The organism is Megasphaera stantonii (assembly GCF_025567065.1).
Lineage (GTDB): Bacteria > Bacillota > Negativicutes > Veillonellales > Megasphaeraceae > Megasphaera > Megasphaera stantonii.
Window position 1 is genome coordinate 15129 of record NZ_JAOQKD010000010.1, and the last position, 24446, is coordinate 39574.

The 24446-nt window shown below is 54.5% G+C and carries 19 protein-coding genes; 2 read left to right on the top strand and 17 right to left on the bottom strand.

Annotation, left to right across the window (positions count from 1 at the left end):
• Positions 1 to 12: 12 nt before the first annotated feature.
• From OCV58_RS06955 to secA, 3 genes are all read right to left on the bottom strand, one after another.
• A complete protein-coding gene (locus OCV58_RS06955) occupies positions 13 to 699 on the bottom strand; it encodes an LmeA family phospholipid-binding protein (RefSeq protein WP_154877372.1) in 687 nt (228 codons plus the stop codon).
• A protein-coding gene (gene prfB, locus OCV58_RS06960) for a peptide chain release factor 2 (RefSeq protein ID WP_338088175.1) occupies positions 700 to 1840 on the bottom strand; the annotation gives its coding sequence in 2 pieces (ribosomal slippage) (positions 700 to 1767 and positions 1769 to 1840; 1140 coding nt in all). It abuts the gene before it with no gap.
• Between the two features lie 87 nt (positions 1841 to 1927).
• Positions 1928 to 4402 (bottom strand): preprotein translocase subunit SecA, encoded by a 2475-nt coding sequence (gene secA, locus OCV58_RS06965; RefSeq protein ID WP_087477512.1) that lies wholly within the window; start codon positions 4400 to 4402, stop codon positions 1928 to 1930.
• A 250-nt stretch (positions 4403 to 4652) separates the two neighbouring features.
• Here secA and OCV58_RS06970 point away from each other — a divergent pair, with 250 nt between their 5' ends.
• The gene (locus OCV58_RS06970) at positions 4653 to 6209 is read left to right on the top strand and encodes a nitrite/sulfite reductase (RefSeq protein WP_154877374.1); all 1557 of its coding nucleotides are present in this window, start codon (positions 4653 to 4655) and stop codon (positions 6207 to 6209) included.
• 76 nt (positions 6210 to 6285) lie between these two features.
• On the opposite strand, the gene OCV58_RS06975 is transcribed toward OCV58_RS06970, so the two are convergent.
• The 11 genes from OCV58_RS06975 to OCV58_RS07025 form a co-directional block, all read right to left on the bottom strand.
• Positions 6286 to 7401: an alanine racemase gene (locus tag OCV58_RS06975; protein ID WP_154877375.1), complete on the bottom strand. Its 1116-nt coding sequence runs from the start codon at positions 7399 to 7401 to the stop codon at positions 6286 to 6288.
• A gap of 302 nt (positions 7402 to 7703) precedes the next feature.
• The gene (locus OCV58_RS06980) at positions 7704 to 8105 is read right to left on the bottom strand and encodes a CGGC domain-containing protein (RefSeq protein ID WP_087477515.1); all 402 of its coding nucleotides are present in this window, start codon (positions 8103 to 8105) and stop codon (positions 7704 to 7706) included.
• A gap of 31 nt (positions 8106 to 8136) precedes the next feature.
• Positions 8137 to 9474, bottom strand: a complete 1338-nt coding sequence (locus OCV58_RS06985; RefSeq protein ID WP_267312831.1) for an MATE family efflux transporter — start codon at positions 9472 to 9474, stop codon at positions 8137 to 8139.
• 127 nt (positions 9475 to 9601) lie between these two features.
• A complete protein-coding gene (recO, locus tag OCV58_RS06990; RefSeq protein WP_154877376.1) occupies positions 9602 to 10330 on the bottom strand; it encodes a DNA repair protein RecO in 729 nt (242 codons plus the stop codon).
• Positions 10317 to 11627, bottom strand: a complete 1311-nt coding sequence (locus tag OCV58_RS06995) for a hemolysin family protein (RefSeq protein WP_394802412.1) — start codon at positions 11625 to 11627, stop codon at positions 10317 to 10319. Before OCV58_RS06995 ends, recO begins: the two co-directional genes overlap by 14 nt.
• Before the next feature lie 42 nt (positions 11628 to 11669).
• Positions 11670 to 12572 (bottom strand): GTPase Era, encoded by a 903-nt coding sequence (gene era, locus OCV58_RS07000; RefSeq protein WP_087477518.1) that lies wholly within the window; start codon positions 12570 to 12572, stop codon positions 11670 to 11672.
• A 9-nt stretch (positions 12573 to 12581) separates the two neighbouring features.
• Positions 12582 to 12980 carry a cytidine deaminase gene (locus tag OCV58_RS07005; protein WP_154877378.1) on the bottom strand — a complete coding sequence of 133 codons (399 nt, stop codon included), beginning with the start codon at positions 12978 to 12980 and terminating at the stop codon, positions 12582 to 12584.
• Positions 12980 to 13453: an rRNA maturation RNase YbeY gene (ybeY, locus tag OCV58_RS07010; protein ID WP_087477520.1), complete on the bottom strand. Its 474-nt coding sequence runs from the start codon at positions 13451 to 13453 to the stop codon at positions 12980 to 12982. The genes OCV58_RS07005 and ybeY overlap by 1 nt, the downstream gene beginning before the upstream one ends.
• A 14-nt stretch (positions 13454 to 13467) precedes the next feature.
• Positions 13468 to 14424, bottom strand: a complete 957-nt coding sequence (locus OCV58_RS07015) for a PhoH family protein (protein ID WP_087477521.1) — start codon at positions 14422 to 14424, stop codon at positions 13468 to 13470.
• A 23-nt stretch (positions 14425 to 14447) separates the two neighbouring features.
• Entirely contained in the window at positions 14448 to 15401 is a 954-nt protein-coding gene (locus OCV58_RS07020; RefSeq protein WP_154877379.1) for a tRNA modification radical SAM protein MnmL/YtqA, read from the bottom strand.
• Positions 15398 to 17161: a B12-binding domain-containing radical SAM protein gene (locus OCV58_RS07025; RefSeq protein ID WP_154877380.1), complete on the bottom strand. Its 1764-nt coding sequence runs from the start codon at positions 17159 to 17161 to the stop codon at positions 15398 to 15400. Before OCV58_RS07025 ends, OCV58_RS07020 begins: the two co-directional genes overlap by 4 nt.
• A gap of 208 nt (positions 17162 to 17369) precedes the next feature.
• Between OCV58_RS07025 and nadE the strand changes: the two genes are divergently transcribed.
• Positions 17370 to 19271: an NAD(+) synthase gene (nadE, locus tag OCV58_RS07030; protein WP_154877381.1), complete on the top strand. Its 1902-nt coding sequence runs from the start codon at positions 17370 to 17372 to the stop codon at positions 19269 to 19271.
• A gap of 217 nt (positions 19272 to 19488) precedes the next feature.
• Here the strand turns inward: nadE and OCV58_RS07035 are convergent, their stop codons facing one another.
• From OCV58_RS07035 to OCV58_RS07045, 3 genes are read right to left on the bottom strand one after another with little or no spacing between them, the layout of a single operon-like run.
• Positions 19489 to 22641: an efflux RND transporter permease subunit gene (locus OCV58_RS07035; protein ID WP_154877382.1), complete on the bottom strand. Its 3153-nt coding sequence runs from the start codon at positions 22639 to 22641 to the stop codon at positions 19489 to 19491.
• 11 nt (positions 22642 to 22652) lie between these two features.
• A complete protein-coding gene (locus OCV58_RS07040; RefSeq protein ID WP_087477526.1) occupies positions 22653 to 23819 on the bottom strand; it encodes an efflux RND transporter periplasmic adaptor subunit in 1167 nt (388 codons plus the stop codon).
• On the bottom strand, positions 23816 to 24397 hold the full coding sequence (locus tag OCV58_RS07045) for a TetR/AcrR family transcriptional regulator (RefSeq protein WP_087477527.1): 582 nt from the start codon (positions 24395 to 24397) through the stop codon (positions 23816 to 23818). Before OCV58_RS07045 ends, OCV58_RS07040 begins: the two co-directional genes overlap by 4 nt.
• Between the last annotated feature and the right edge of the window lie 49 nt (positions 24398 to 24446).

The following is a 24446-nucleotide window of genomic DNA, read 5'->3' on the forward strand; positions in this document are numbered from 1 at the left end:
TTTCCACCTTACTTAATGAGCGGCCGTCTGGCCGTGTATAGTCAGCACGTCGCCGTGCATCATCACGCTGTCCGGTACGATTCCCAGGGGAAATTCGCTGAAATCGTACACTTCGGCGCTGCCCAGACCGCGGGCGCGGTATTTCATGCCGAAGCCCTCGACGGTGACGTCGTCGGGAATGAACATGAGCTTTTTCTCATCCATGCCGAAGCGGCCGTGAATAACCGCCCGGGCGTTCAGCAGGCCGCCCAGCTTGGCCGAGCCGCTGACTTCAATCGTATCGCCCAGAAAGACGACCGACACGTCCTTCAGGCCGTCTACCTTTTCCACTAAAAAATTGCGCAGCTCATTGCTGCTCACGGACGCCGACATTTCGCCGTGCGCGGCGGAAGCCAGGGTCATCTGCTGGTCCAGCAAGGCGTCCATCGGACTGAATTTCACGCCCTGCAGGTCGCAGTCAAAGCTGTCGAACATCAGGCCGCCGACGCGGAAGGCCTTGCCGTGGACGCTGACCGCGTCGAGCTCGCCGAGGAGCACCTTCATGCCCGGCGAGGCCTCGACGCGCACGTCTTCCGGCTTGAGGTCCATCTTCTGGGACAAGGCGTAATGAAGAGCCACTTCCGCCGTCTTCGGGCCGAAGACGTTGACGCCGACGAGAACTGCCGCCGCGATGATCAAAAGTGTGATTAGCTTTTTCATTTATATATCCTGCTGTCTTGAAATCTTCTTATCCTTTTCCTGCTGCAGATAGCCTTCAATGAAGATATCTAAATCGCCGTCCATAACGGCCTGGATATTGCCCGTTTCCACGCCGGTGCGGTGATCCTTGACCAGGTTGTAGGGATGGAATACGTACGAGCGTATCTGGCTCCCCCATTCGATGGCCTGATGGACGCCGCCGATTTCGGCTTTCAGTTTTTCCTGCTTTTCCCGTTCCAATTCAAAGAGCTTGGCCCGCAGGTACTTCAAGCACATTTCCTTGTTCTGGAGCTGGGACCGTTCGTTCTGGCACTGGACGACGATGCCCGTCGGCATATGGGTCATGCGGACGGCCGAGCTGGTCTTGTTGACGTGCTGGCCGCCGGCGCCGGAGGCGCGGAAGTAGTCGACGCGGACGTCGTCCATATTGATTTCTACGTCTACGTCGTCAGGCAGCTCGGGCATGACGTCTACGGCCGTAAAGGACGTATGGCGGCGCGCCGCCGCGTCGAAGGGGGAAATGCGGACCAGGCGGTGCACCCCTTTTTCCGACTTCAAATACCCGTAGGCATATTCGCCTTCAATCGTAAAGGCTGCGCTCTTGATGCCCGCTTCGTCGCCGGGCTGCATATCCATGACGTTGATGCGGTAGCCGTTGCGCTCGGCCCAGCGCATGTACATGCGGATGAGCATCTGCGCCCAGTCCTGGGCTTCGGTGCCGCCGGCGCCGGCGTGGAAGGTGACGATGGCGTTGCACGTATCGTATTCATCGGAAAGAAGCAGGAGGATTTCCCTCTTTTCTACGTCTTTTACCAGTTCCTTATACTGCTTTTCGATTTCGCCGGCCAAATCGGCATCGCCTTCTTCCATAGCCAGCTCCAGGTAGTCGCAGGCATCCTGCACCCGCTGCACCAGCTCTTTATGGCCTTCGACTTCGGCTTTCAGCTGCGTCGCTTCCTGGGAAATAGCCTTGGCCTTTTCCGGGTCATTCCAAAAGTCCGGATCGCTCATCTGCATATCCAGATTCATAATTCGTTCTTCTTTTCGAGGTAAGCTAAAGTGAATCCCCGATTTCTTGTATTCTATTCTGCAAATCTTCCAAAGGCTTACGCAACTCTTCTAATAGCACAAGTATCACCATCTTTCATATATCAACATTAATTACCGATTATATCACAGGCATTCTCTTTTTTACAGAGAATTTACTTTCTTTTTCTGCATTTCAGCCTTAGTCCTGCTGCTGTTGCTTTCTCTGTTCTTCCCGTTCGATATCCTCGCGGCTGACGGGCTTGCTTTCTTCGTGCACTTCCGTCGCGCCCTGGAGTCGGTCTTCCGCCTTGGGAACGGGCTTGCTGTACGTTACCTGAATGTGATAGAGGAAGGTAATGACCGTCCGCTTGATGGAATCGATCATTTCTTCAAACATTTCATAGGCTTCGAATTTGTATTCGACCAGAGGATTCTTCTGGCCGTACGCCCGCAGGTTGATGCCTTCCTTCAAGGCGTCCATGGCATCGAGGTGATCCATCCACTTGCTGTCGACGACGCGGAGCATAATGGCTTTTTCCAGCTCGCGCATCGTTTCGGCGCTGATTTCCTTTTCCCGTTCGTCGTACAAGGCGACGGCAATGTCCTTGAGCTTTTCCTGTACTTCGATGCGGCTGAGGTTTTCCAGTTCTTCTACCGTTACAGTTCCCTTGGGCACGAAGTACTGTTCCATCTGAGCCAGGAGGCCGGCAAAATCCCATTCTTCCGGATAGAGCTTTTCGTCGGCATACCGGTCCAGACCGTCGAGAATAATATCATCGACCATGCCGAGGATCGTATCGCGCAGCGATTCGGCGACGAGGACCTTGCGGCGCTGCCCGTACAGGACCTCACGCTGCTGATTCATGACGTCGTCGTATTCAAGGACGTACTTACGGATTTCAAAGTTGTGGCTTTCGACCTTCTTCTGAGCCTTTTCAATGGAGCGGGTAATCATGGAATGGGTAATCGGTTCGTCTTCGTCCATGCCCAGCTTGTCCATGAATTTAGAAATGTTTTCCGAGCCGAAAATACGCATGAGGTCGTCTTCCAGAGACAGGAAGAACTGCGTCGTGCCCGGGTCGCCCTGACGGCCTGCGCGGCCCCGGAGCTGGTTGTCGATGCGGCGGCTTTCGTGCCGTTCCGTACCGATGATCATCAAGCCGCCCAGCTCGGCTACACCCTTGCCGAGCTTGATGTCCGTGCCGCGGCCGGCCATGTTGGTCGCGATGGTGACCATGTTCATCTGGCCGGCGTCTTTGATGATTTCCGCTTCCTTTTCATGATACTTGGCGTTCAGCACGTTGTGGACGATATTTTCTTTTTTCAGAAGCTGGCTGATGATTTCCGACTGGCTGATAGACGTCGTGCCGACGAGGATCGGCTGGCCCGTTTCGTGGCGCTTCTTGACTTCCCGGACGACGGCCCGGTATTTGGCGTGCTTCGTCTTGTAGATGACGTCGGGCAGGTCCTTGCGGATAGCCGGCTTGTTCGTCGGAATGACGTAGACGTCCAGCTTGTAAATCTTGTTGAATTCGTCTTCTTCCGTCTTAGCCGTACCGGTCATGCCGGCCAGCTTGTCGTACATGCGGAAGTAGTTCTGGAAGGTAATCGTCGCCAAGGTCTTGCTTTCGCCCTGTACCTTGACGTTTTCCTTCGCTTCGATGGACTGGTGGAGCCCGTCGCTGTAGCGGCGGCCGAACATGAGGCGGCCCGTAAATTCGTCGACGATGACGATTTCGCCGTCTTTGACGACATAGTCCTTGTCGCGGTGCATCATGAAGCGGGCCCGCAAAGCCTGGATGACCAAATGGTTCAAATCAAGGTGGTCATTATCGAACATATTCTTAATGCCCAGCATCTTTTCGACCTTGGCGACACCGCTTTCCGTCGGCGCGATGGTCTTTTGCTTTTCGTCCATCGTGTAGTCTTCTTTTTCAAAGGTCTTGACGATATGAGCCAGCGTATAGTACAAATCTGTCGATTTTTCGCCCGGGCCGGAAATGATGAGCGGCGTGCGGGCTTCGTCGATGAGAATGGAGTCCACTTCGTCGACGATGCAGTAGTTCAGGGGACGCTGTACCATCTGATCCTTGCTGATGACCATGTTGTCGCGCAGGTAGTCGAAGCCGAATTCGTTGTTCGTGCCGTACGTAATATCGGAATTATAGGCACGACGGCGCTGTTCATACGTCAGGTCGTGGACGATAAGGCCGACGGACAATCCCAAGAACTTATAAATCTGCCCCATTTCCTCGCTGTCGCGCGTAGCCAGGTAGTCGTTGACCGTGACGACGTGGACGCCTTTGCCGGTCAGGGCGTTCAAGTAGACGGGCAGCGTCGCGACAAGGGTCTTGCCTTCGCCTGTACGCATTTCTGCAATGTCGCCGCGGTGCAGGACGATACCACCCAGAAGCTGTACGTCAAAATGGCGCATGCCGAGGACGCGGCGCGACGCTTCGCGCACGACGGCAAACGCTTCGGGCAGAATATCGTCCAGCGTTTCCCCTTCGGCCAGGCGGCGCTTGAATTCAAAGGTCTTCTCCTGCAGCGAAGAATCGCTCAAGGCCGTAAGCTTCGGTTCCAAATCGTTAATATGGTGGACGATAGGCCACATCTTCTTTAATTCGCGTTCGGTATTATTGCCGAGCAGTCTCTGCATTATTTTATTAAACACGTAATAAGCCCTCCAATTGCAACTAAGTTATTGATACATATTTATATTCAATTATACATTGTATCAAAACAGGCCCTAAATGACAATACATTCTGCCCTTCCCCCCTCTCATCGGTCCCTCTGCGCCTCATCTTTTTACATTTTTTACTTATTCTATACATGATTTTCTGGTACAATATAGGTGTACTCATATCACCTGCATCGAATTTATGTGGATATGACTATTTATCTCTTAGAAAGAAGGGTATATATGATAACCATTTCTGAAGAAACAAAAAAGACCTTTCAAGACAGATATCCCGAATTTGAAAACGCCTGTCAGGCTTTTTTCCGCCAGGAGCTTCCGGCAGGCCAATATAAGGGCATTTCCGGCAAATACGGCAGCTACGCCGAACGGGGCGGTAAAAGCGGCATGCTGCGCATGCGGTTCTCCGGCGGCCGCGTCACAAAGGACCAGATCGCATTTTTAGCCCGGGCCATCGATACGTACCACGTACAGCTGGCTCATTTCACGACGGCTCAGGCCATTCAGTATCACAAGATGGACGGCCCCTCTATTTTATCCTTATATAAGGAATGCCTGGACCACGGCATTTACTGTATCGGAGGCGGCGGCGACAACCCCCGCAACATCACGGCCAGCCCGCTCCGCGGCGTAGACCCGAAGGAATTCTTCGACGTATCGCCCTACGTCGACGCAGCGGCTTCGTTCATTCTCACGCTCATTCCGGAGCTGCACCTGCCGCGGAAATATAAAATCGCTTTTTCCAACGGCACGGACAACGAAAGCCACGCCACCTTCAAGGATCTGGGCTTCTTAGCCAAGAAGAACGGCACCTTCGACGTCTATGCCGCCGGCGGCTTAGGAGCGGCCAATCCACGCCTGGGCGTCAAGGTAGGCGAAGATGTAGCGCCGACAAAGATTTTGTATTATATCGACGCCTTCGCCCAAATGTTCATGGCCCACGGCGACTATAAAAACAGAGCCAGAGCCCGGTCCCGCTTCATGCCAGTCAATCTCGGCGACGAAGAATTCTGCAAGACCTTCCAGACCTTCCTGAAACAATCGCAGGAAAAAGACCTCTCCTTTATCCCCCAGGAATACGTCGTAGCCAAGAAGGCCCCGTCCTCGGCCAAGCCGAACATCGCCCGCATCCACAGCCAGAAGCAGGACAACCTCTACTACGTAGAATACCATCCCCTCGGCGGCACGCCGGACATGACCGTATTCAAGAAGGCCCTGCAGTTCCTATCAGACGTTGAAGACGCAGAACTCCGCCTGAACACGGACGAATCGCTGTACGCCGTCAACCTGACGGCGGAAGAAGCTATGGCCTTCGCCGCCATCACCGAAGAGGACACGGCAAAAAATACCTTTGAAAAATCGGTCTGCTGCATCGGCGCGGCCATCTGCCAGCAAGGCCTGCGCGATTCCCACGGCATGTGGCTGCGCACAGTCAAAGCCCTGCGCGACAGCGGCGTCGACACGTCGTACCTGCCCAAGCTGCACATTTCCGGCTGCCCCTCGTCGTGCGCAGCCCAGCAGGTCGCAGCCATCGGCCTGCGCGGCGCAGCTAAAAAAGTGGACGGCGATATGAAGCCGGCCTTTACGGTCTTTGCCGGCGGTACCTACGCAACGCCGACGCAGGAACGCTTCGGCACGCAAATCGGCGTCATTACGGAAGACAACATCCCTGCCTTCCTGACGGCCTTGGCCGAAACACTGAAAACCAAGGGCCAAACCTTTGACGAATGGTACGGAGCCCATACCGATGAGTTTGCGTCGCTGGTTTCTTCCTTCGAATAACATATCTAAACGGCAAAAGCCGGGAGAACCCAAACGAATGGGCTCTCCCGGCTTCTTTATATTGCCTTCGGCATGATTATTTTACATTCTTTTTCGTCGCGTTGCTGCGGATATCCACTTCGACGAGCCGTTCTACCTCATCGCCGCGGACGCCGATGAAGTAATTGGTAAAGTTCGCCGTCGAGCAGGAATGATTCGGAATGATGCAGATCTTGTCGCCGACCTTCAAATCAGTTTTTCCGTTGACGTGAATCTTCCCGACTTCTTCCGACAATCCGTCTACGTATAATTCCGGATGCCCCTTGACCGTGCCGTACCCTACGATAGACGTATTGCCGTGGGCTCCCTGATCCAGCCCCAAACATTTCGTGCCGGCGTCGCAGATAAACAAATCTTCCGACGGATGGGACACGACGGAAGCCAATACGTACAGCGCGCATTCTTCTTCCGAAGCCGTCTGCGTAGACAACTGAATCGTATCGTTGAAGATGTAGTTGCCCGGATGATAGATGGAGATGTGCTCGTCGGCAATATTCTGAGCAAAGGTAGGCGTAGAACCGCTGGAAATGATATCCACTGTATAGCCTGCCTTTTGCAGCGCTTCTGCCGCCGCTGCCATGCTGCGGGCTTCATCTTCGCAATAGCCTGCCAGATCTTCATGGCTGCATGCGCCGTATACATGGCCCGGATGGGTAGAAATCCCCTTAAATACCAGATGGTCGCAGGCTTTCAACGCGTCGGCCAAGGGAACGACCTTATCGGGAGCCACACCGAAGCGGTGAAGGCCGCTGTCTACAATAATCGTGTATTGCACGGAAACGCCCTGTTTAGCCGCCTGTTCCTGAATGGCCTTAGCCGCGTCTTCCCCGTCAATGCGGATGATGAAATTACACTTCTGCGACAAGGCAATGACCCGGTCGATGGACACGTTCGTCGCCACGGGATAGGCATACATGATGTTTTGGATACCTGCGGCGCACAAGGCTTCCGCTTCGTCCAGCGTGCCGCACAAAAATCCCGTGCAACCATATTGCTGCTGCAATAACGCCAGTTCCGTGCTCTTATGCGTCTTGACCATCGGCCAAATCTGCTTTCCATGCGCCGCAGCCAAGTCAGCGTACTTCTTCAGGTTATGTTCCATATAATCCAAATTCAACAAAATAGCCGGCGTATACACTTGATCAATTTTCATATTCACATATCTCCCTTCTTGTACAAATCCTTCTTGTACAAATACAGTAAAAAATGTAATCAATTATTTTTTGTTAAACCGTAAATGTGCTGTCAATACAGCCCTTCTACACTAAGGCAAGTTTTTCCTGGTCATTTTTTAAACACATTTTATTTAAGCCGATTATATTAAATATAATTTCATTTGTCAATTATTAATTAAATAAAATTAAACTTAATAAAAATATATTGTATCTAGAAAAAAACAGAGCAGCCATTGCTATTGCATCTTCCGCTGCTCTGCTCTGTTTTGTTCTATCTATATTAAAACGTTTTATAAATCCCAGCTTCCCGCTTTTTCGTCGCCGCGTTCGATATATACGAGCCCAGGACGACGGAATAGCCTTTGCGCTCTGCGATTTGCCGCATGTAATCCAAATGGGGGCAAGGCGGCCGATGGGAGTTGTCGGAACAGACGCACGAAGCGAAATGGATGACGACATCTTCCTTTCGTTCGCCACGGCGCTTCAAATGCTTCGTCAGATTTTCCAGCTTGGCCGCTACTTCGGCGCCGCAGCAGCCGCCGCAGGTGACAGGCATATAGCGGACGTCTTCTTCATAGGACGCAAAAGCGCCTTCGCGCTTGTAAAAGGCATCCATACAGGGATACCCGCTGCAGCGGTTCATGACCAAATGACATTGAATGACGACGACGAGCTTGCTCATATCCATTCCTCCTCATAAAACGAATACATAACTACCTTCTGATCTTCCGCATCGTGTGCTGTACGTAGAAGTAACTTCCCGCCGTAAACAGGCAGGCTGCGCCCCAGCAGATCGGGCTGGCACAGCAGATGCCGAAAAATCCCCACATGCCGGCCAAAACGAAGGCCGACAGGCCGCGGAATACCAGCTCGATGATGCTGCTGATAAGCGGCACGCTGGAAATCCCCATGCCCTGCAAGGCGTTACGGTAGACAAAGATCTGCCCGAGAAAAATATAAAAGGGCACAGACGTGTGCAAGTACAGCATGGCCTGCTGCAGGAGCAGGTCGTCGTGCTCCGTCGTAAAGACGGAAATCAGCTCCTGCCCGTAAAACAGCATAGCCCCAATAGCAAACAAGCAGAAGCACAGCGACACGAGGGAACACTGCCGGACACCCTTTCGGATGCGGTCGTACTTCTGAGCGCCGTAATTCTGCGCCGAGTAGACAGCCATGGCGATGCCGAAGGAAATCATAGGCTGCAGAGCCAGCTGTTCAATCCGCGTCGCCGATACGAAGCCGGCAATGGTTTCAGGGCCAAAGGTATTGCAGACCGACTGGATGGCTAAAATCCCCAGGGAAATAATCATGAACTGCATGGCCATGGGCAGGCCAAGGCGCAGATGCTGCCATGCAAATTCCCTGTCGAAGGCCCAGTCGCCGCGGCGCAGTCGCAGCATGGGAAAGCGGCGGCGCATATAAAAGAAGCACAGCAGAGCCGACACGCCCTGAGCGATGACCAAGGCGATAGCCGAACCGGGCACGCCCCAGCCGAACTGCATGATAAATACCAGAGCCAGGACGACGTTCAAGACAGACGACAAGATGAGAAAATACAGAGGCGTACGGCTGTCGCCCAAGGCCCGGCAGATACAGGCCAGGAGATTGTACATCATCATGGCGACGATGCCGTACGTAATGATGATGATATAACTGTACGAATCGGCGTAGAGCTCGTCGGAAATATTCATGAGCTCCATGAGCAGAGGCATCTGCCAGGCCGCAATCGTCGTCAGCAAAACCGTCAATCCGACGGCCAGCATAGCCGACATGGCGACGGAACGGCGCACGCCTTCATCATCGTTTGCTCCGAACCGCTGGCCCGTAACGACGGAAAATCCCGACGTCAAGCCGATGGTCAGGCCCAGCAGAGCCATGAACAACGGTCCCGACGCTCCGACTGCCGCCAGGGCATGGACACCGATGGTCCGTCCGACGATGATGATGTCGGCAATATTATAAAATTGCTGAAATACGTTCCCAATCAGCAGGGGAACGGTAAAAGACAAGATCAGGCGTATGGGGCTGCCTGCCGTCATATTTTTGACCATATGCCCTCCTTTATCTTTCGCCATGATAGGCGCATAAAAAAATAATAGCCTTATTATACCATAGGCCGGCTAAAAGACAAGAAAAACAAAAAGAACGGCGTCGAAAGAGTATTCTTTCTCACCGTTCTTACGGACGCGCCAGCAATACTAACGATTGCAGCTTTTTTTCACTGCATTGCTCGACGTAGCTGTACAGCAGCCGTTCCAGTGCCGCTAAGCCCTTCGCGCTGAAGCGCAGCGTCTCCTCCCGCTCCCAGCGGTATTGCAGCAGGCGCTTCCAAAGCTGCCGGATCTCCGGCGTCAGCTTCTCTTCCTGCATGTCCGCCAGTCCTTCGTCGCCGAAGTAATAGCCCTCCTGACCATAGGGAGACGAAAACACACGCACCGTATCGACATCGGGATAAAACCCGGCCAATCCGGCCAGCTGCCAGCCGGCGATAATCGTCAGGACCCGCGGGTCCTTGGCCGCCAACAGGCGGCTGTAGCGCAGGAGCAGGCCGTACACGTTGCCGTCGGCCTGCCGGTACGGCGTGAGGTTCAGGACCATTTCGACGAAGATCTGCGAATACACGTAGTGGTCCCACGTCAAGTTCATCATGGCCTCGTTTCCCCGGCATTCGTATTCCCGCAGGGATAGGACGTCGCCTTGCTCGGCCGCATCAAAGGTAATCTCCCCCAAGGGCATAAAAGCCCCGGAACCGCTGCGGCCGCGGCTCCGCTCGGATACAAACAGCCGCAGCAGCCCTTCCTGCCGGGTAAAGACGGACAAGATCCGCTGCTTTCCCCGCTTCTGTACTTGAAGAATCAGGCCGTCGTACGGCCGGACCGGGCGGAATATATGGTTACTCCTTATCATGCTCCCCTTCCCCCTCTGGCGGCGGCAATTCTTCCGGCGGTATGGGCACGGCCTTGAGGCGAGCAATGCGGAACCGCTGCATTTCCAATACGACAAAGCGATAGGTCCCGATAATGGCCTCTTCCTTGACGACAGGCGTATGGCCCAGCACATTGAACACATAACCGCCGATGGTATCCGTATCGACGTCTTCTTCGACAGGTATGTGAAGCAGCTCTTCTACGTCCTCCAGCAATACGGTGCCGGCAAACTCATAGGCGCCATTTGCCAAAGGCTGGATTTCTTCTTTTTCCATGCTGTGCTCGTTCTTAATATTGCCGACCAGTTCTTCCAAGATATCTTCCAGCCCGATGAGGCCGACGGTGCTGCCGTATTCGTCGACGACCATAGCCAGATAGGTTCGCCGGGCCCGCATGAGCTGCAGGAGCTTGGACGCCGGCATGATTTCCGGAACCATCAGGATGGGCCGCTTGATTTGGCGGAGGTTGGTCTGCTTGTGCATGTACAAATCCATCAAATCCTTGATGTGTATCAGCCCTAAAATATGATCCTTGTCTTCTTCGCACAAGGGGTATCGCGTATGGCGGGACTGGCGTATCGTCGCGATGTGCTGGCTCATCGTATCTTCCAGGTACAGGCAGACGATGTTCTGCCGGGGAATCATGATTTCCCGGGCCAGACGGTCGGCAAAATCAAAGACGTTGCCGATGAGCTCGCTTTCTACCTGGTCGATCTTCCCTTCCTTGTGGCTGGCCGTGACGAGCATGCGGATTTCATCTTCCGAGTGGGCCATGTCGATTTCATTGGTCACCTCGAGATCGCGGCCGCGGAGAATGGCCTTGCCCAGCCAGTTGCCCAGGCAGATGAGCGGGTAAAACAACCGGCTCCACGGCTGTATCAGCGGCCGGATAGCCTTCAGGCTCCGCTCTGCCCGCTGCAGGCCGATGGATTTGGGAATGAGCTCGCCAAATACCCAGGCGATGCCGCACAGGACGATGCAGACGACGGCATAGGCCGCCCAGACAATCCACGCTTCGCCGGCATACTGCACAAACTGGCCGTATCCGTTATACAGGGCGAAATAGATCGTCGCGCCGCCGACGAGGCCGAAGAGGGCCATGCCCAGCTGGGCCGTCCCTAAAAACAAGGTCGGGTTATCGTACAGCTTGAGCAGGGGCTTGGCGCTCTCATCACCGTCTTCCACCAATTCTTCGATGTATTCGCGGCGCAGCTGGGCAAAGGCAAATTTCCCTGTAACGCAGACGGCGCTGCAAAGGACACATATGCAGTAAATCACAAAACATTCCAGCAATAGTTGCGGTTCAATAAGTCATCTCTCCTATTCGTTCTTATAGCCTAGCTCGCTGAGGGCCGACGCCTTATTGCGCCAGTCGTGCTTTACTTTAACCCAAATATCCAAAAATACGGACGACCCCAGCAGGTTTTCGATTTCCCGGCGAGCCTGCTCGCCCACTTCCTTCAAAACCGAGCCGTTCTTGCCGATGACGATGCGCTTCTGCGAATCCCGTTCGACGTAAATCGTCAGGCGGATGTACACCTTGTTCCTGCCGCGGGGCTTCATCTCTTCCACGTAGGCGGCGATGGCGTGGGGCACTTCGTCGCGCGTGCAGCGGAACAGCTTTTCCCGGACGATTTCCGCGACGAGAAGCCGTTCAGGCTGGTCCGTAATCATGTCGTCGGGGAAATACTTCGGCCCTTCCTGCAGTATCTTTTTCAGCTCGTCCAGTACGGCGTCCACGTTGTCGCCGTTCAGGGCCGATATGGGGATAATCTGTTCAAAGGGATACAGGGCGTTGTATTCCGTAATTTTTTGGAAAATCTCTTCCTTGCTCATCAAATCGACCTTGTTGATGATGAGGAATACGGGAACGCCGGCGTCCTTGACCTTGTCGAGGACGAACATGTCGCCGGGGCCCTTCTTTTCGTTGCCCGAAATGAGAAACAGCACGGCGTCGATGTCCTTGAGGGACTGGTAGGCCGCTTCGTCCATGAACTGTCCCAGCTTGTGCTTCGGCTTGTGAATACCCGGCGTGTCGAGAAACACGATCTGGCAGTCTTCGTCAGTGTGAATGCACAAAATGCGGTTGCGTGTCGTCTGAGCCTTATCGGACACAATAGATACCTTCTGCTTGATGATGCGGTTGATGAGCGTCGACTTGCCGACGTTCGGTCGACCTACGACGGCGACGAATCCCGATTTAAACGTAGTTTTTTCTTCCATATATACTCCTTATTCCGTTTCTTCCTGTAGTGTAAAGGCAAAGGGCAGCAAATCCTCAAGGGCCAGTACCCGGTAGGCGCCGTCGGCGCGGGTCGCGACGACGTAAGACACGCCGAATTCGGCCATGACCTGCCGGCACGCGCCGCAGGGCATCGTATCATCAGCGCTGCCGACAATGGCAACGGCTTCAAACTTCCGGCAGCCGGCGGCGACGCCGCGGAATATGGCGTTCCGCTCGGCGCAGCACGACAAGCCGTACGAGCTGTTTTCTACGTTGCAGCCCGCATATATAACGCCGTCTTCTCCCAGAGCCGCCGCGCCGACGTAAAACTGGGAGTACGGCGCATAAGCCCTTTCCCTGGCCTTTTTCGCCGCTTCGATGAGCAGGCGGACGCTTTCCCCGTCCATTATAATTCTTCTCCCTGACGGACGTAACCCAGGCGGTGGAGGATAAATTCCTCTTCCTTGCGCATTTCCGCCTTGTCGTCAGGCTCCATGTGGTCGTAGCCGAGGATGTGCAGCATGCCGTGAATCGTCAAATAGGCCAGCTCCCTTTCAAAGGAATGGCCGTATTCTTCGGCCTGCTCCTGCACCTTTTCCAGGGAAATGACGATGTCGCCCAAAAGGGCCGCGTCGGGGCCGTCGTAGCCGTCGTCTTCCCCCTCGTTCAGGGCGAAAGACAGGACGTCTGTGGGACGGTCAATCTGGCGGTACTGTTTGTTCAGCTCGTGAATGTATTCGTTGTGGCACAAGAGGACGCTGATTTCCGCGTTCGGCCCCAAGCCGTACACAAGAGCCGCTTCCTGGCATACCTGCTCGATTACCTGTTCGTACGTGTCGTTCTGGAACGACGGGTCTTCGTAGTTGATGTTGATATTCATACTGGTCCACCTTTCTATTCTTTTTTATAGAAATCTTCATATGCCCGTATGATCCGCCCGACCATGTCGTGACGGACGACGTCTTCGTCGGTAAAGTACACCATGCCCAGTCCGCGGACGTTCTGCAGGACCTTCTGGGCTTCGATGAGGCCGGACATCTTGCGGTCTACTAAGTCTATCTGCGTGACGTCGCCGTTGACGACGACGCGGGAATGATTGCCCATACGGGTCAGGAACATCTTCATCTGCTCCTTCGTCGTATTCTGCGCTTCGTCGAGGATGATAAACGATTCCTCCAGCGTCCGGCCGCGCATGTAGGCCAGCGGCGCTACCTCGATGATATTGCGGGTCACCATCTTCTGAAACTGGTCGTAGCCGAACATATCCGCCAAAGCGTCGTAAAGGGGCCGCAGGTACGGGTCGATCTTCTCCTGCAAATCGCCGGGCAGAAAGCCCAGCTTTTCGCCGGCTTCTACGGCCGGGCGAGTCAGGATAATCCGCTCTACTTCGCGGTTCTTCAAATAATACGACGCCAAGGCTACGGCCAAATAGGTCTTGCCCGTGCCGGCCGGGCCGATGCCGAAGGTCACGAGATTTTTCCGTATGGAATCGACGTACTGCTTCTGTCCCGCCGTCTTGGGCTTGATGAGCCGTCCCCGGGCCGAAATGCTGACCGTGTCGCCGTAAATAGACTGGAGCAGGTCTTCCTTTCCCTGCTTGATCAGCGACGACGAGTAGCGCACGTGCTGCGTCGTCATGTATGTATTTTCCCGGTACAGGTACCGCAGCGTGCGCAGTACCGTCTCCACCTGGCTGACGCCGGGTTCGCCGCCGACGATAATCACTTCGTCGCCGCGGGAGGCAATGCGGCAGTCAGGAAATTCCTTCTGTATGGTCTTTAAAAATTCGTCCTTCATGCCCAGCACGGCTTTGGCCTCGGACAAGTCCGAAAAGATAAATCGTTTTTCCATAGGCAATGGTCATGTCCCCTTTGTTAGTAATCTGTAAATTTCCGCACGGCTTTTCCGTGAAGGTACGTGCATTTCGCTCCTTGACGGGTGTCGCGCCGCACGAGCTCAGCGTCGATCATATCGCGGATTTTCCACCAGCCCATGCCCCAGTTAGCAAATTCCGTCGCCTCCTTCGGCGCCCGGCCGATGAGCCGCTGGAACACGATGTCCGGCCGCGTGTATTCCAAAAAGGTCACGACGCGGTCTACGTATTCTTCGGCGGAAATGAGCTGTATCTCCCCGGTCTTGTACCAATCGGCCATGACGGTATTCTTGATGATGTACAGGGCATGGAGCTTGATTTCGTGCGTCGGCAGGGCGGAAATAATCTTGGCCGTCTCGACGACGTCTTCCATCGTATCCCAGGGCAAGTCCAATATGACGTGGGTGCAGTTGCGGAAGGGATAGGCCTGTATCATCATCATGGCGTCGATGTATTCGGCCAGCGTGTGGCCCCGGTTGATTTTCTGCAGCGTCTTGTAGTTAACCGTCTGCAAGCCGAACTCGACGAGGATATCTACGCCGTAGGTCTCCTTGATTTCCGCCATAATATCGAAATACGTCGTATTGACGCAGTCCGGCCGCGTCGCGACGGCGATGCCGACGATGTCGGGCCGGCAGGCTTCGATGAGGTATTGGCGGAACACGTCGGGCCGGATATAGGTATTGGTGAAATTCTGGAAATAGGCGATGAATTTATTGGCCTTGTATTTAGGATGGATATGGGCGATGTTGGCCTCTATCTGCCGCTGTATGGTCATGTCAGCCGGCAGGTTTTCATACCCTGCGCCGATGGAGCCGCAGAAGGCGCAGCCTCGCGTGCCCAGCGTGCCGTCGCGGTTCGGGCACGTATCGGGAATGCTGATGGGCAGCTTATATACCTTTTCGCCGTACCGTTCTTTCAAATACGTCGAATATACATTATATCGTTCGTTCATATCTTAAATTCCCCTGTACTGTGTTTAGGCGGCACGATCTGCCACGATACGCCGCCCTTTCGTTTTTCTGCCAGAATATAGGCTCCTCCTTCAGGGATAGCTGTATAGCGCCGCAGCTCGTCCAGCGTATCCCTGCCGACGGGCCAGACGCGGCAGCGCATCTTGACGTCGCGCCAGCTCGTGAAAACGTAATCGGGTACATACTGGCGCAGCCATTCCTCGTCGCGGAACATAGCGTCCGTCTCTTCGCGAGGCGCTTCCTGCCAGCCCAAAAAGCCGGCATGATAGCGGAACTGGAAGCATACCTGCATATCCAGGGCCAGCAAATCCGCCGCGACGGCCTGCTGTTCTTCCGTCAGGCCCAGCCTGTCCCGGCAGCAATGCCACAAGAACTGGCAGAACCCCTCGTCCGACAGGGCCTGTTCGTCGTACCCCAGGGCCAGCCATTCGTCGGTCAGGCCTTCGTACAAAGCAAAATAATCCCGGGCGTAGATTCGGGATACATAGGACAAAAGACAGGTAAATTTTCCCGAATTATAGGTTCGTTCAAAGACGTCCTCAAAGACCTTCATGTACCGCACCCGTTCATAAGGCAGCCACGTCGTTTCCAGCACTTCGTAAGGCCCCTGCGGGTCATAGCGGTAGTCGCCGCCGTAATCGCGGCGGATGCCCGAGCCCTTGAGGAGCTTCAAAAAACCAATCTGCAGCTTGTGGGGCCTGAGAGCGTATATATCGTTAAACGACTGGCGCAGGCGGCCGAAATCCTCATAAGGAAGGCCGACAATCAAATCCAGATGCAGGTGGATGTTTCCGCATGCCAAGAGCCGTTCCATAATATGCTCGATGCGCGGCCAGTCGTTGTGCCGCCGAATAGCCTGCAGCGTCGGCTCGTGGGTCGACTGAATGCCCATCTCCAGCTGGATGCGCCCTTTAGGAGCCGCTGCCAGCAGCTCCAGGTCTTCGTCCATGAGCAGGCCCGGCTCGATTTCCAAATGGAAGTTGATATCTTCGATCACGCCAATCATATAGCGCAGCAGCGGCCGGTAGTGGGCCGGATTGCAGTTGAAGGTCCTGTCGACGAATTTGACCTGATGCACGCCGGCTGCGACGAACTGTTCCAGCTCCTGCAGCACGAGGGGCACGGAGCGGAAGCGGACGGCGTCGTTCATGCCCGACAGGCAGTATTGGCAGTGAAACGGGCAGCCGCGGGAGCTTTCGTAATACATGATCTTATGGTCGAGCAGGGAAAAATCCTGCCCCTCATAGGGAAAGGGCAGACGGTCCAGCTCGGCCACTTCCTGATAGGCATCACTGCCCTGAATCTGGCCTCCGACTCGTCCCATGACGCCCGGTACAGCCGTCCCGTCTTCGCCTCGCGCTAAGGCCTGCAGAAAGGCCGGCACCATATCTTCTCCCTCACCTTGAAGTACGTAATCAATGTCGGGATGGTCCCGCAATATCTCCTCTGCCGTATAGGACACTTCCGGCCCGCCGACAAAGACGATCGTCTGCGGCCGCACCTGCTTGATGAGGGAAATGATATGGCAGGTCATTTCGATATTCCATATATAACAGGAAAAGCCGATGATATCGGCGTCGAACTTGGAAATGCGGCGCAGAATGTCATAGGCATGCTGATTGATCGTATATTCCGCCGTCTTCACCGCGACGCCCTGCCGGCGGCACGCCGTATAAAGGCAGCGCAGCGCCAGGGAGGAATGGATGAACTTGGCGTTTAAGATAGTCAATAAAGTGTTCATGTAAGTCTTCTTTCCTTCAGTCAGAAAGTAATATCACTACAATTATACTACATGCCGCTCCTTTTCGCACCCTATGAGGCTATGCGATTTTGCACAGTCGCCTTAGACCTGTCGGGCATACGCGGCGTATCTTCCGCCCTCTCTATTCACAATGGCGCCTATGGAGTATAATAATAGGTATGAAATTATTTATCAGGGAGGCATATCTATGCTGAAAATTGCTCTCGCCCAGCTTGATATACATGCCGGCGACCCGCGCTTCAATACCGCCGCCATGAAAAAAGCCATCTCCAAGGCTAAGCAGCAGGGCTGCGACATGATTATCTTCCCGGAACTTTCGATTCCGGGCTATTTTATCGGCGACGTCTGGGATCAGCCCGACTTCATCGACGACTGCGTCCGCTTCGGCGAAGAAATCCAGGCCGCTTCAGAAGGAATTACCGTCGTCTACGGCAACGTAGCCAAGGAACCGGGCCGGGTCAACTTAGACGGCCGGACCCGCAAGTACAACGCCATGTTCATCGCCAGCGACGGCAAGCTCCTGTCGCCGGAACGGTCGCCCTATCCGTTTTACATCAAGACGCTCCTTCCCAACTACCGGGAGTTCAGCGACATCCGCTATTTCACATCCCTCATGGAAGTGGCCCAGGAGCGGCGCGCCTTTCCGGAAGACTTCTTGTCGCCCGTCCACATCGCCTTCGCCGACGGACGGAAGCTCTGCGTAGGCCCGCTCATCTGCGAAGACAGCTGGGACGACAACTATCCCTTCAAGCCCATGTCGTACTTAGGCAATACATACGACATCGACCTGTTCGTCAACATTTCCAGCTCTCCCTTTACGCAGGGCAAGACGGAACGGCGTCACCGCCTGTTCGGCAAGGCCATCGGCGAAATCGGCAAGCCCGCCGTATACGTCAACTGCACGGGCATCCAGAACAACGGCAAAAACGTCTACACCTTCGACGGTTCCAGCAGCGCCTACGACAAGGACGGCCGCCTTCACTACGAATGCGCCGCCTTCGGCGAAGAGCTGGCCATCGTCGAATACGACGAACAGAACCACGTCTTCACGTCGCCGGTCCACGTCAACGAACAGCACGGCAGCACGGCCGACATCTACGCCAGCCTGCATTACGGCCTGAAATCCTTTATGGGCTCCCTCGGCCTGGATCACGTCGTCATCGGCGTATCGGGCGGCATCGACTCGGCCGTCAACGCCGCCTTATACGCCACAGTCCTTCCGCCGGAACACATCCTCTTAGTCAACATGCCCAGCTGCTACAACTCGGAAATGACTAAGGGACTGGCTAAGGAGTTAGCCGACAACCTGGGCTGCCTGTATACGGTCATTCCCGTACAGGACAGCCTGGAATTGACGCGCCGCCAATTCAGCGATGCCGCATTATATAAAAATGACGTCAAAGCAGGCCGTCTGGAGCTGACCAGCTTCATTGAAGAAAACATCCAGGCCCGGGACCGTTCCAGCCGTATTCTGGCCGCGGCGGCAGCCGCCTTCGGCGGCGTCTTCACCTGCAACGCCAACAAGGCCGAATCATCTGTCGGCTACGCTACGCTGTACGGCGACAGCGCCGGCTTCCTGGCCGCGACGGCCGATTTGTGGAAGCATCAGGTCTACGACCTGGCCCGGTACTTGAACGACGAAGTGTTCAAACGGGAAGTCATTCCCCGCGGCTCTATCGACATCGTCCCCAGCGCCGAGCTGTCTTCCAATCAGGATATCACCAAAGGCCAGGGCGACCCCTTGGTATATCCCTATCACGACTACCTCTTCGCCGCCTTTATCGAACGGTGGCAGCGGGCGACGCCGGAGTCGATACTCCAGTGGTATGCCGACGGCACGCTGGAAGAACACATCGGCTGCCCCGTCAAGGTGCGCGACCTCTTTCCCGACGCGGCGTCCTTCATCGCCGACTTGGAAAAATGGTGGCGCCTCATCGCCGGCTTTGCCGTCGCCAAACGAATTCAATGCCCGCCAATCTTATCCGTCAGCCGCCGTTCCTTCGGCAACGACCTGCGGGAATCGCAGCTCAAGCCGTACTACACAACGCGCTATTTGGAATTGAAAGAAAAACTGCTGCAAGGCAGATAACTGCATATACGACGCATACAGCCGCATCGCAGCGATGCGGCTTTTGTCGTACATGGTATTGAGCATACAGAAAAGGAGTTCTCACGGGAACATACCCACGAGAACTCCTTTTCTGCGCCTTCAGCTAACGGTGCTGCACAAGGCAGCACCGATGAGCCAAAAACGTAAATCCAGTATCGCCCTTCCAGTCAAAAGGGAAGGTGCAAATACAATACGCTTACATATCACCTAATCTGCCGATGGTCTGTTTCTTCTTCACCGGCTGATGGCCGATTTTTTCAACGAGGATGAACAGCATCGGAATGAGGAATACGCCCAGAATCGTCGCCATAGACGTACCGAAGACGACGACGATACCCATGGTGACACGGGATGCCGCGCCGGCGCCCGTAGCAAGAGCCAACGGGATAGAGCCTACGACGAAGGCCAGGGACGTCATGACGATAGGACGGAGACGAATCTTCGCCGCTTCAATCGCTGCCGATACGGGATCCATGCCGCGTTCATCGACACGGACTTTAGCGTATTCGATAATCAGGATGGCGTTTTTAGCCGCCAAACCGATAACGGCGAGAATACCGATCTGGAAGTAAATGTTGTTCGTCTGGTCGAAGATGTACGTGAACAGCGTCGCGCCGAACAAGCCGGCCGGCACGCTGAACAGTACGGCGAACGGTACCTTCCAGCTTTCGTACAAGGCTGCCAATACGAGGAATACGAAGAGGATAGCCAGACCGAAGACGTAAATCGTCTTGTTGCCGGCTTCGACTTCTTCACGGCTCATGTCGGCCCATTCATAGGTGTAGCCTTCGCCGAGCGTATCGGCGGCGACTTCCTGCAGGGCTTTCAGCGCATCGCCGGAGCTCTGGCCGGCAGCCGGAGCGCCCATGATCTTAATGGCCGGATAGTCGTTGAAACGAGTGATAATAGAAGCCGAGCCAATTGGACGAGGCCGTACGAAGTTGGCCACGGAAATGAGCTCGTTATTGGAATTGCGGACGTAGAGGTTCTTGTTGCCGTCGACGGTTTCACGGAACTGCGGAGCTGCCTGGATGACGACCTTAAAGTTACGTCCGAAAATAGTGAAGTCGTTGATCTGGTACGAGCCGTAGAAAGACTGCAAAGTCTGGTATACAGAGCTCATAGATACGCCTTCTCTAGCAACCATGTCGCGGTCTACGTCGAGGTAATACCCCGGCGTATCGTTGGAAAAGGCCGTATAGACGGAGCCGATTTCCGGCCGTTTCGCCGCTTCGGCAATAAATTTATTGGCCGTTTCCATCAATTCGTCCGTCGTATGGCCGCCGCGGTTTTCGATGTGCAGCGTAAAGCCGGCAGAAATGCCCATGCCGTCAATAGGCGGCGGGTTGATGGCGACGATAGATGCCTGGGGAATCTGCGCACCGTGAGCCATGATCTTGCCTACCAGCGCGTCAACGGACATGCTCGGATCTTTACGCTGATCCCAGTCTTCCATGCCGACGAAAGCCGTCGCACCATTCGTCTTAGCGCCGCCGGCCAGCATGTTGTAGCCAACGATATTCATGGACTGCGTAACGCCGGGCTGCTGTTCAATCCAGTTGCCCAAATCGACGGCAATCTGCTTGGTAATCGTCTGGGACGTGCCTTCCGGCAAGGTCGTGCTGACGATGACGAAGCCGTTATCTTCCGACGGCACGAAGCCTGTCGGAATGATGGTGAACAAGAATCCGGAAATACCGGAAATCATAATCAGGAAAGCGACGCTCCACTTGATGCGCCGGTTCAAATGCACCAGACGGATACCGTACCAGTTCGTCATGCGTTCAAAGGCAAGGTTGAACTTCTGGAAAAATTTAAAGATACCCTTCGGGTTTTCCGTCGGCTTATGTACCTTCAGGATAGAAGCACACATGGCCGGTGTCAGCGTCAAGGCGACGAAGGCCGAAATAGCTACGGAAATAGCAATCGTAAAGGCAAACTGCCTGTACAAAATACCGCTCATGCCGCTCAGGAAGCCGACGGGAATAAATACGGATGCCAGTACGCAGGCAACACCGATAACCGGGTTCTGTACGTTCTGCATGGCGATGATCGTCGCTTCCCTCGGCCCCTTGTTGTTGTACTTGATTTCGTATTCGACAGCTTCGATAACGACGATGGCGTCGTCGACGAGAAGGCCGATGGCCAAAACCATGGCGAACAAGGTCAGGGTATTAATGGAGAAATCTAAAATCGTAAAGCAGGCAAAGGTCCCGAGCAGCGATACGGGGACGGCAATCAACGGGATCAGCGTCGACCGGCCGCTCTGGAGGAACAAGTATACGATAGCCGCTACGAGGAGCAGCGCTTCTATAAAGGTGTGAATAACTTCGTTAATAGACGCCGATACGAACTTCGTGCTGTCGTAAATAACGCGGTAATCCAAGTCGGACGGGAAGGATTTTTTCGCTTCTTCCAATACTTTCAGCGCACCGCTTACAGTCTGCATGGCATTGGCATCGGACGTCAGGCTGACCATGAAGCCTGCCTGAGGCTGGCCATTGAAGTTACCTTCAACGTTATAATCCTTAGCGCCCAGTTCTACCGTGGCGACATCGCCGACGCGGACCATCGTTCCGTCCGGATTGGTGCGGATGATGACGTCCCGGAATTGTTCGGCAGTCTGAAGACGGCCTTCGGCGCGCATCGTATACTGGTACGTCTGGTCGTTCGTCGTCGGCTGCGAGCCGATGGAGCCGACGGCAGCCTGGATATTCTGGCCTTCAATAGCAGAAATAATATCCGTCGGCGTGACCTGAAGGATATTCATCTTCAGCGGGTCCATCCAGATACGCATGGCGTAGTCGGAGCCAAATTCTTCAACGTTGCCGACGCCGGAAACGGATTTCAAGGCATCCATAAAGAACTGGGTTGCATAGTTCTTCATGAACGTGGCGTCATAAGTACCGTTCGGGGAATACAAGGCGAAAACCATAGCCGTAGAACTCGTCGATTTCTGGACCGTAACGCCTGTTGCCGTAACTTCCTGCGGCAATGTCGCCTGAACCTGGCTGACGCGGTTCTGCGTATTAACCGTGTCCATGTCGTCGTTACTGCCCGTTTCGAACTGGACGGTCAGGGAATACCGGCCGCTGTCGTTACTGGAGCTGGACATGTTTACCATGTCGTCGACGCCGATCATCTGGCGTTCGATGACGCTGGCAACGGTATCACTGATAACTTCGGCGTTAGCGCCTGTATAGGTCGCGGACACGCTGACCTGCGGAGGCGTAACGTTCGGATATTTTGCGACAGGCAGGGACATCATCGCCAAGAGACCGGCAATCGATATGATCAACGATATGACGATGGCGAAGATCGGCCTGTCAATAAAGAATTTTGATATCACTCTCTCGCCCCCTATTTACTTTCTGTTTTCACAGCTATATCGGAGCCGCTTTCAATTTCGGCTTTTGTCAGCAAGTGCTGATCGAGCGTCGCGCCGCCCGTAGCTTTCTGGTAGCCGTCGACGATGATGAGGTCGCCGTCGCTGATGCCTTCGTTGATAATCCAGAACTTGCCGACCTTCTGACCCGGCGTAACGGGCTTATTCTGCGCCTTGCCTTCGCTGTCGATGACTGAGACGAAGTAGCGGCCCAGGGTCTGCTGTACGGCGCGCTGCGGAACCATGACGGCGTGCTGCTGTACCTGCGTGTCAGAAACGACGGTAGCGTACAAGCCCGGAATCAGGAGGTTCTGCGGATTTTCAAACTGCGCTTTGATAATGATGGAGCCGGAATTGCCGTCCATGCCGTGGTTAATCTGCACGACGTGGCCTTCATAGGCGTACATAGAGCCGTCACTCAGGCGCAGCTGCAGATGGTCTCCCCAGCTGCCCGGTTCGTCCGACCGCTTCTTCATCATCTGCAGGTATTCCGCTTCGCTGACGGAGAATTCTACGTACACAGGATCTAACGTAGAAATCGTCACCAAGTCGGTCTGGCCGGCTGTAGCGTACGTGCCGACGGCTACGTCGTCGACGTTGAGCTTGCCGCTGAACGGAGCGTATACAATCGTATCGTCGACGTTATCCTGAGCAGATTGCACCAGCGCGTCGTTGGCTTCCAGCACAGCCTGCTGCTGCCGCGTCGCCGCTTCCTGATCCGTCAGTGTCTGAACGGAAATCGCGTCCTGCTCGACCAGCTGCTGATACCGGCGCAGGTTGAGCTGCTGATTGGCCAGATTGGCCGCAGCCTGAGCCCGGTTGGCCTTGGCGTTTTCCAAAGCCGCATCGTATTCGCGGCTGTCGATACGGAATAAAGGCTGCCCCGCCGTGACCTGCTGGCCGCCCTGCACGTATTTTTCAACGACGCGGCCGGAAATCTTAGCGCGTACAGGAACCTTATCCGTCGCAATGACCGTGCCGCTGTACTCGGCCCGCACAGGCGTGTCTTCCGCCGTTACCTTATACGTATTGACGGCGACAGGCGCCTTCTGCCCGGCCTCCTGAGAGCCGCACCCTGCCAATAACGACGCGACAGTCAGCACCGTCACGCCCATCGTGAATACCTTATGTTTGTGTATCATTCGTTACTTGCCTCCTGTCTTTTTATTCCGTATAAAATTACACGGATACATTTTTCCATATATTCGGAAAAAGAAGATTCATGTTCCGACTCGTCGAAGTATTCCAATATATCATCGGAAGCGCTGTGCAGCATGTGAATCAGAAGAAACTTATCGACTTCCTTAAAGGAATCTTCCTGCTGCGCTTGTTCGAACAACTGGCTCAGCAGCGCCCAATCCATGCGGCGCCGTTCTTCCAGCGCGGCGCAGACCTCGGGCATCTTGCGCAGGATTTCATCGGTCTTGCGAACGGAAAGGACAGAGATATAATGCGTCTTTACGTTGAAGAAGTTTATGATTTTTTCTTCCGTCGTCATCTCCGTATTCGCCAGCAGGGCCACATGCTGTTCATGTATGTCGTCGATTAAAGAAAGCATCGATTTCTCAATAATTTCCTGCTTCGATGAAAAATGCTCGTACAGCGTGCGCTTGCTGATGCGAAGGTTTCGAGCCAAATCATCCATATGAAAATCCGCGCCGCGGCGGTTGATTTCATGCAAAGCTTCGGCAATGATCTTTTCTCGAATATCTGCCGCCATTTCAACACATCCTATGTAATATAGTAAACTAAAAATGAAAACTCAGTAC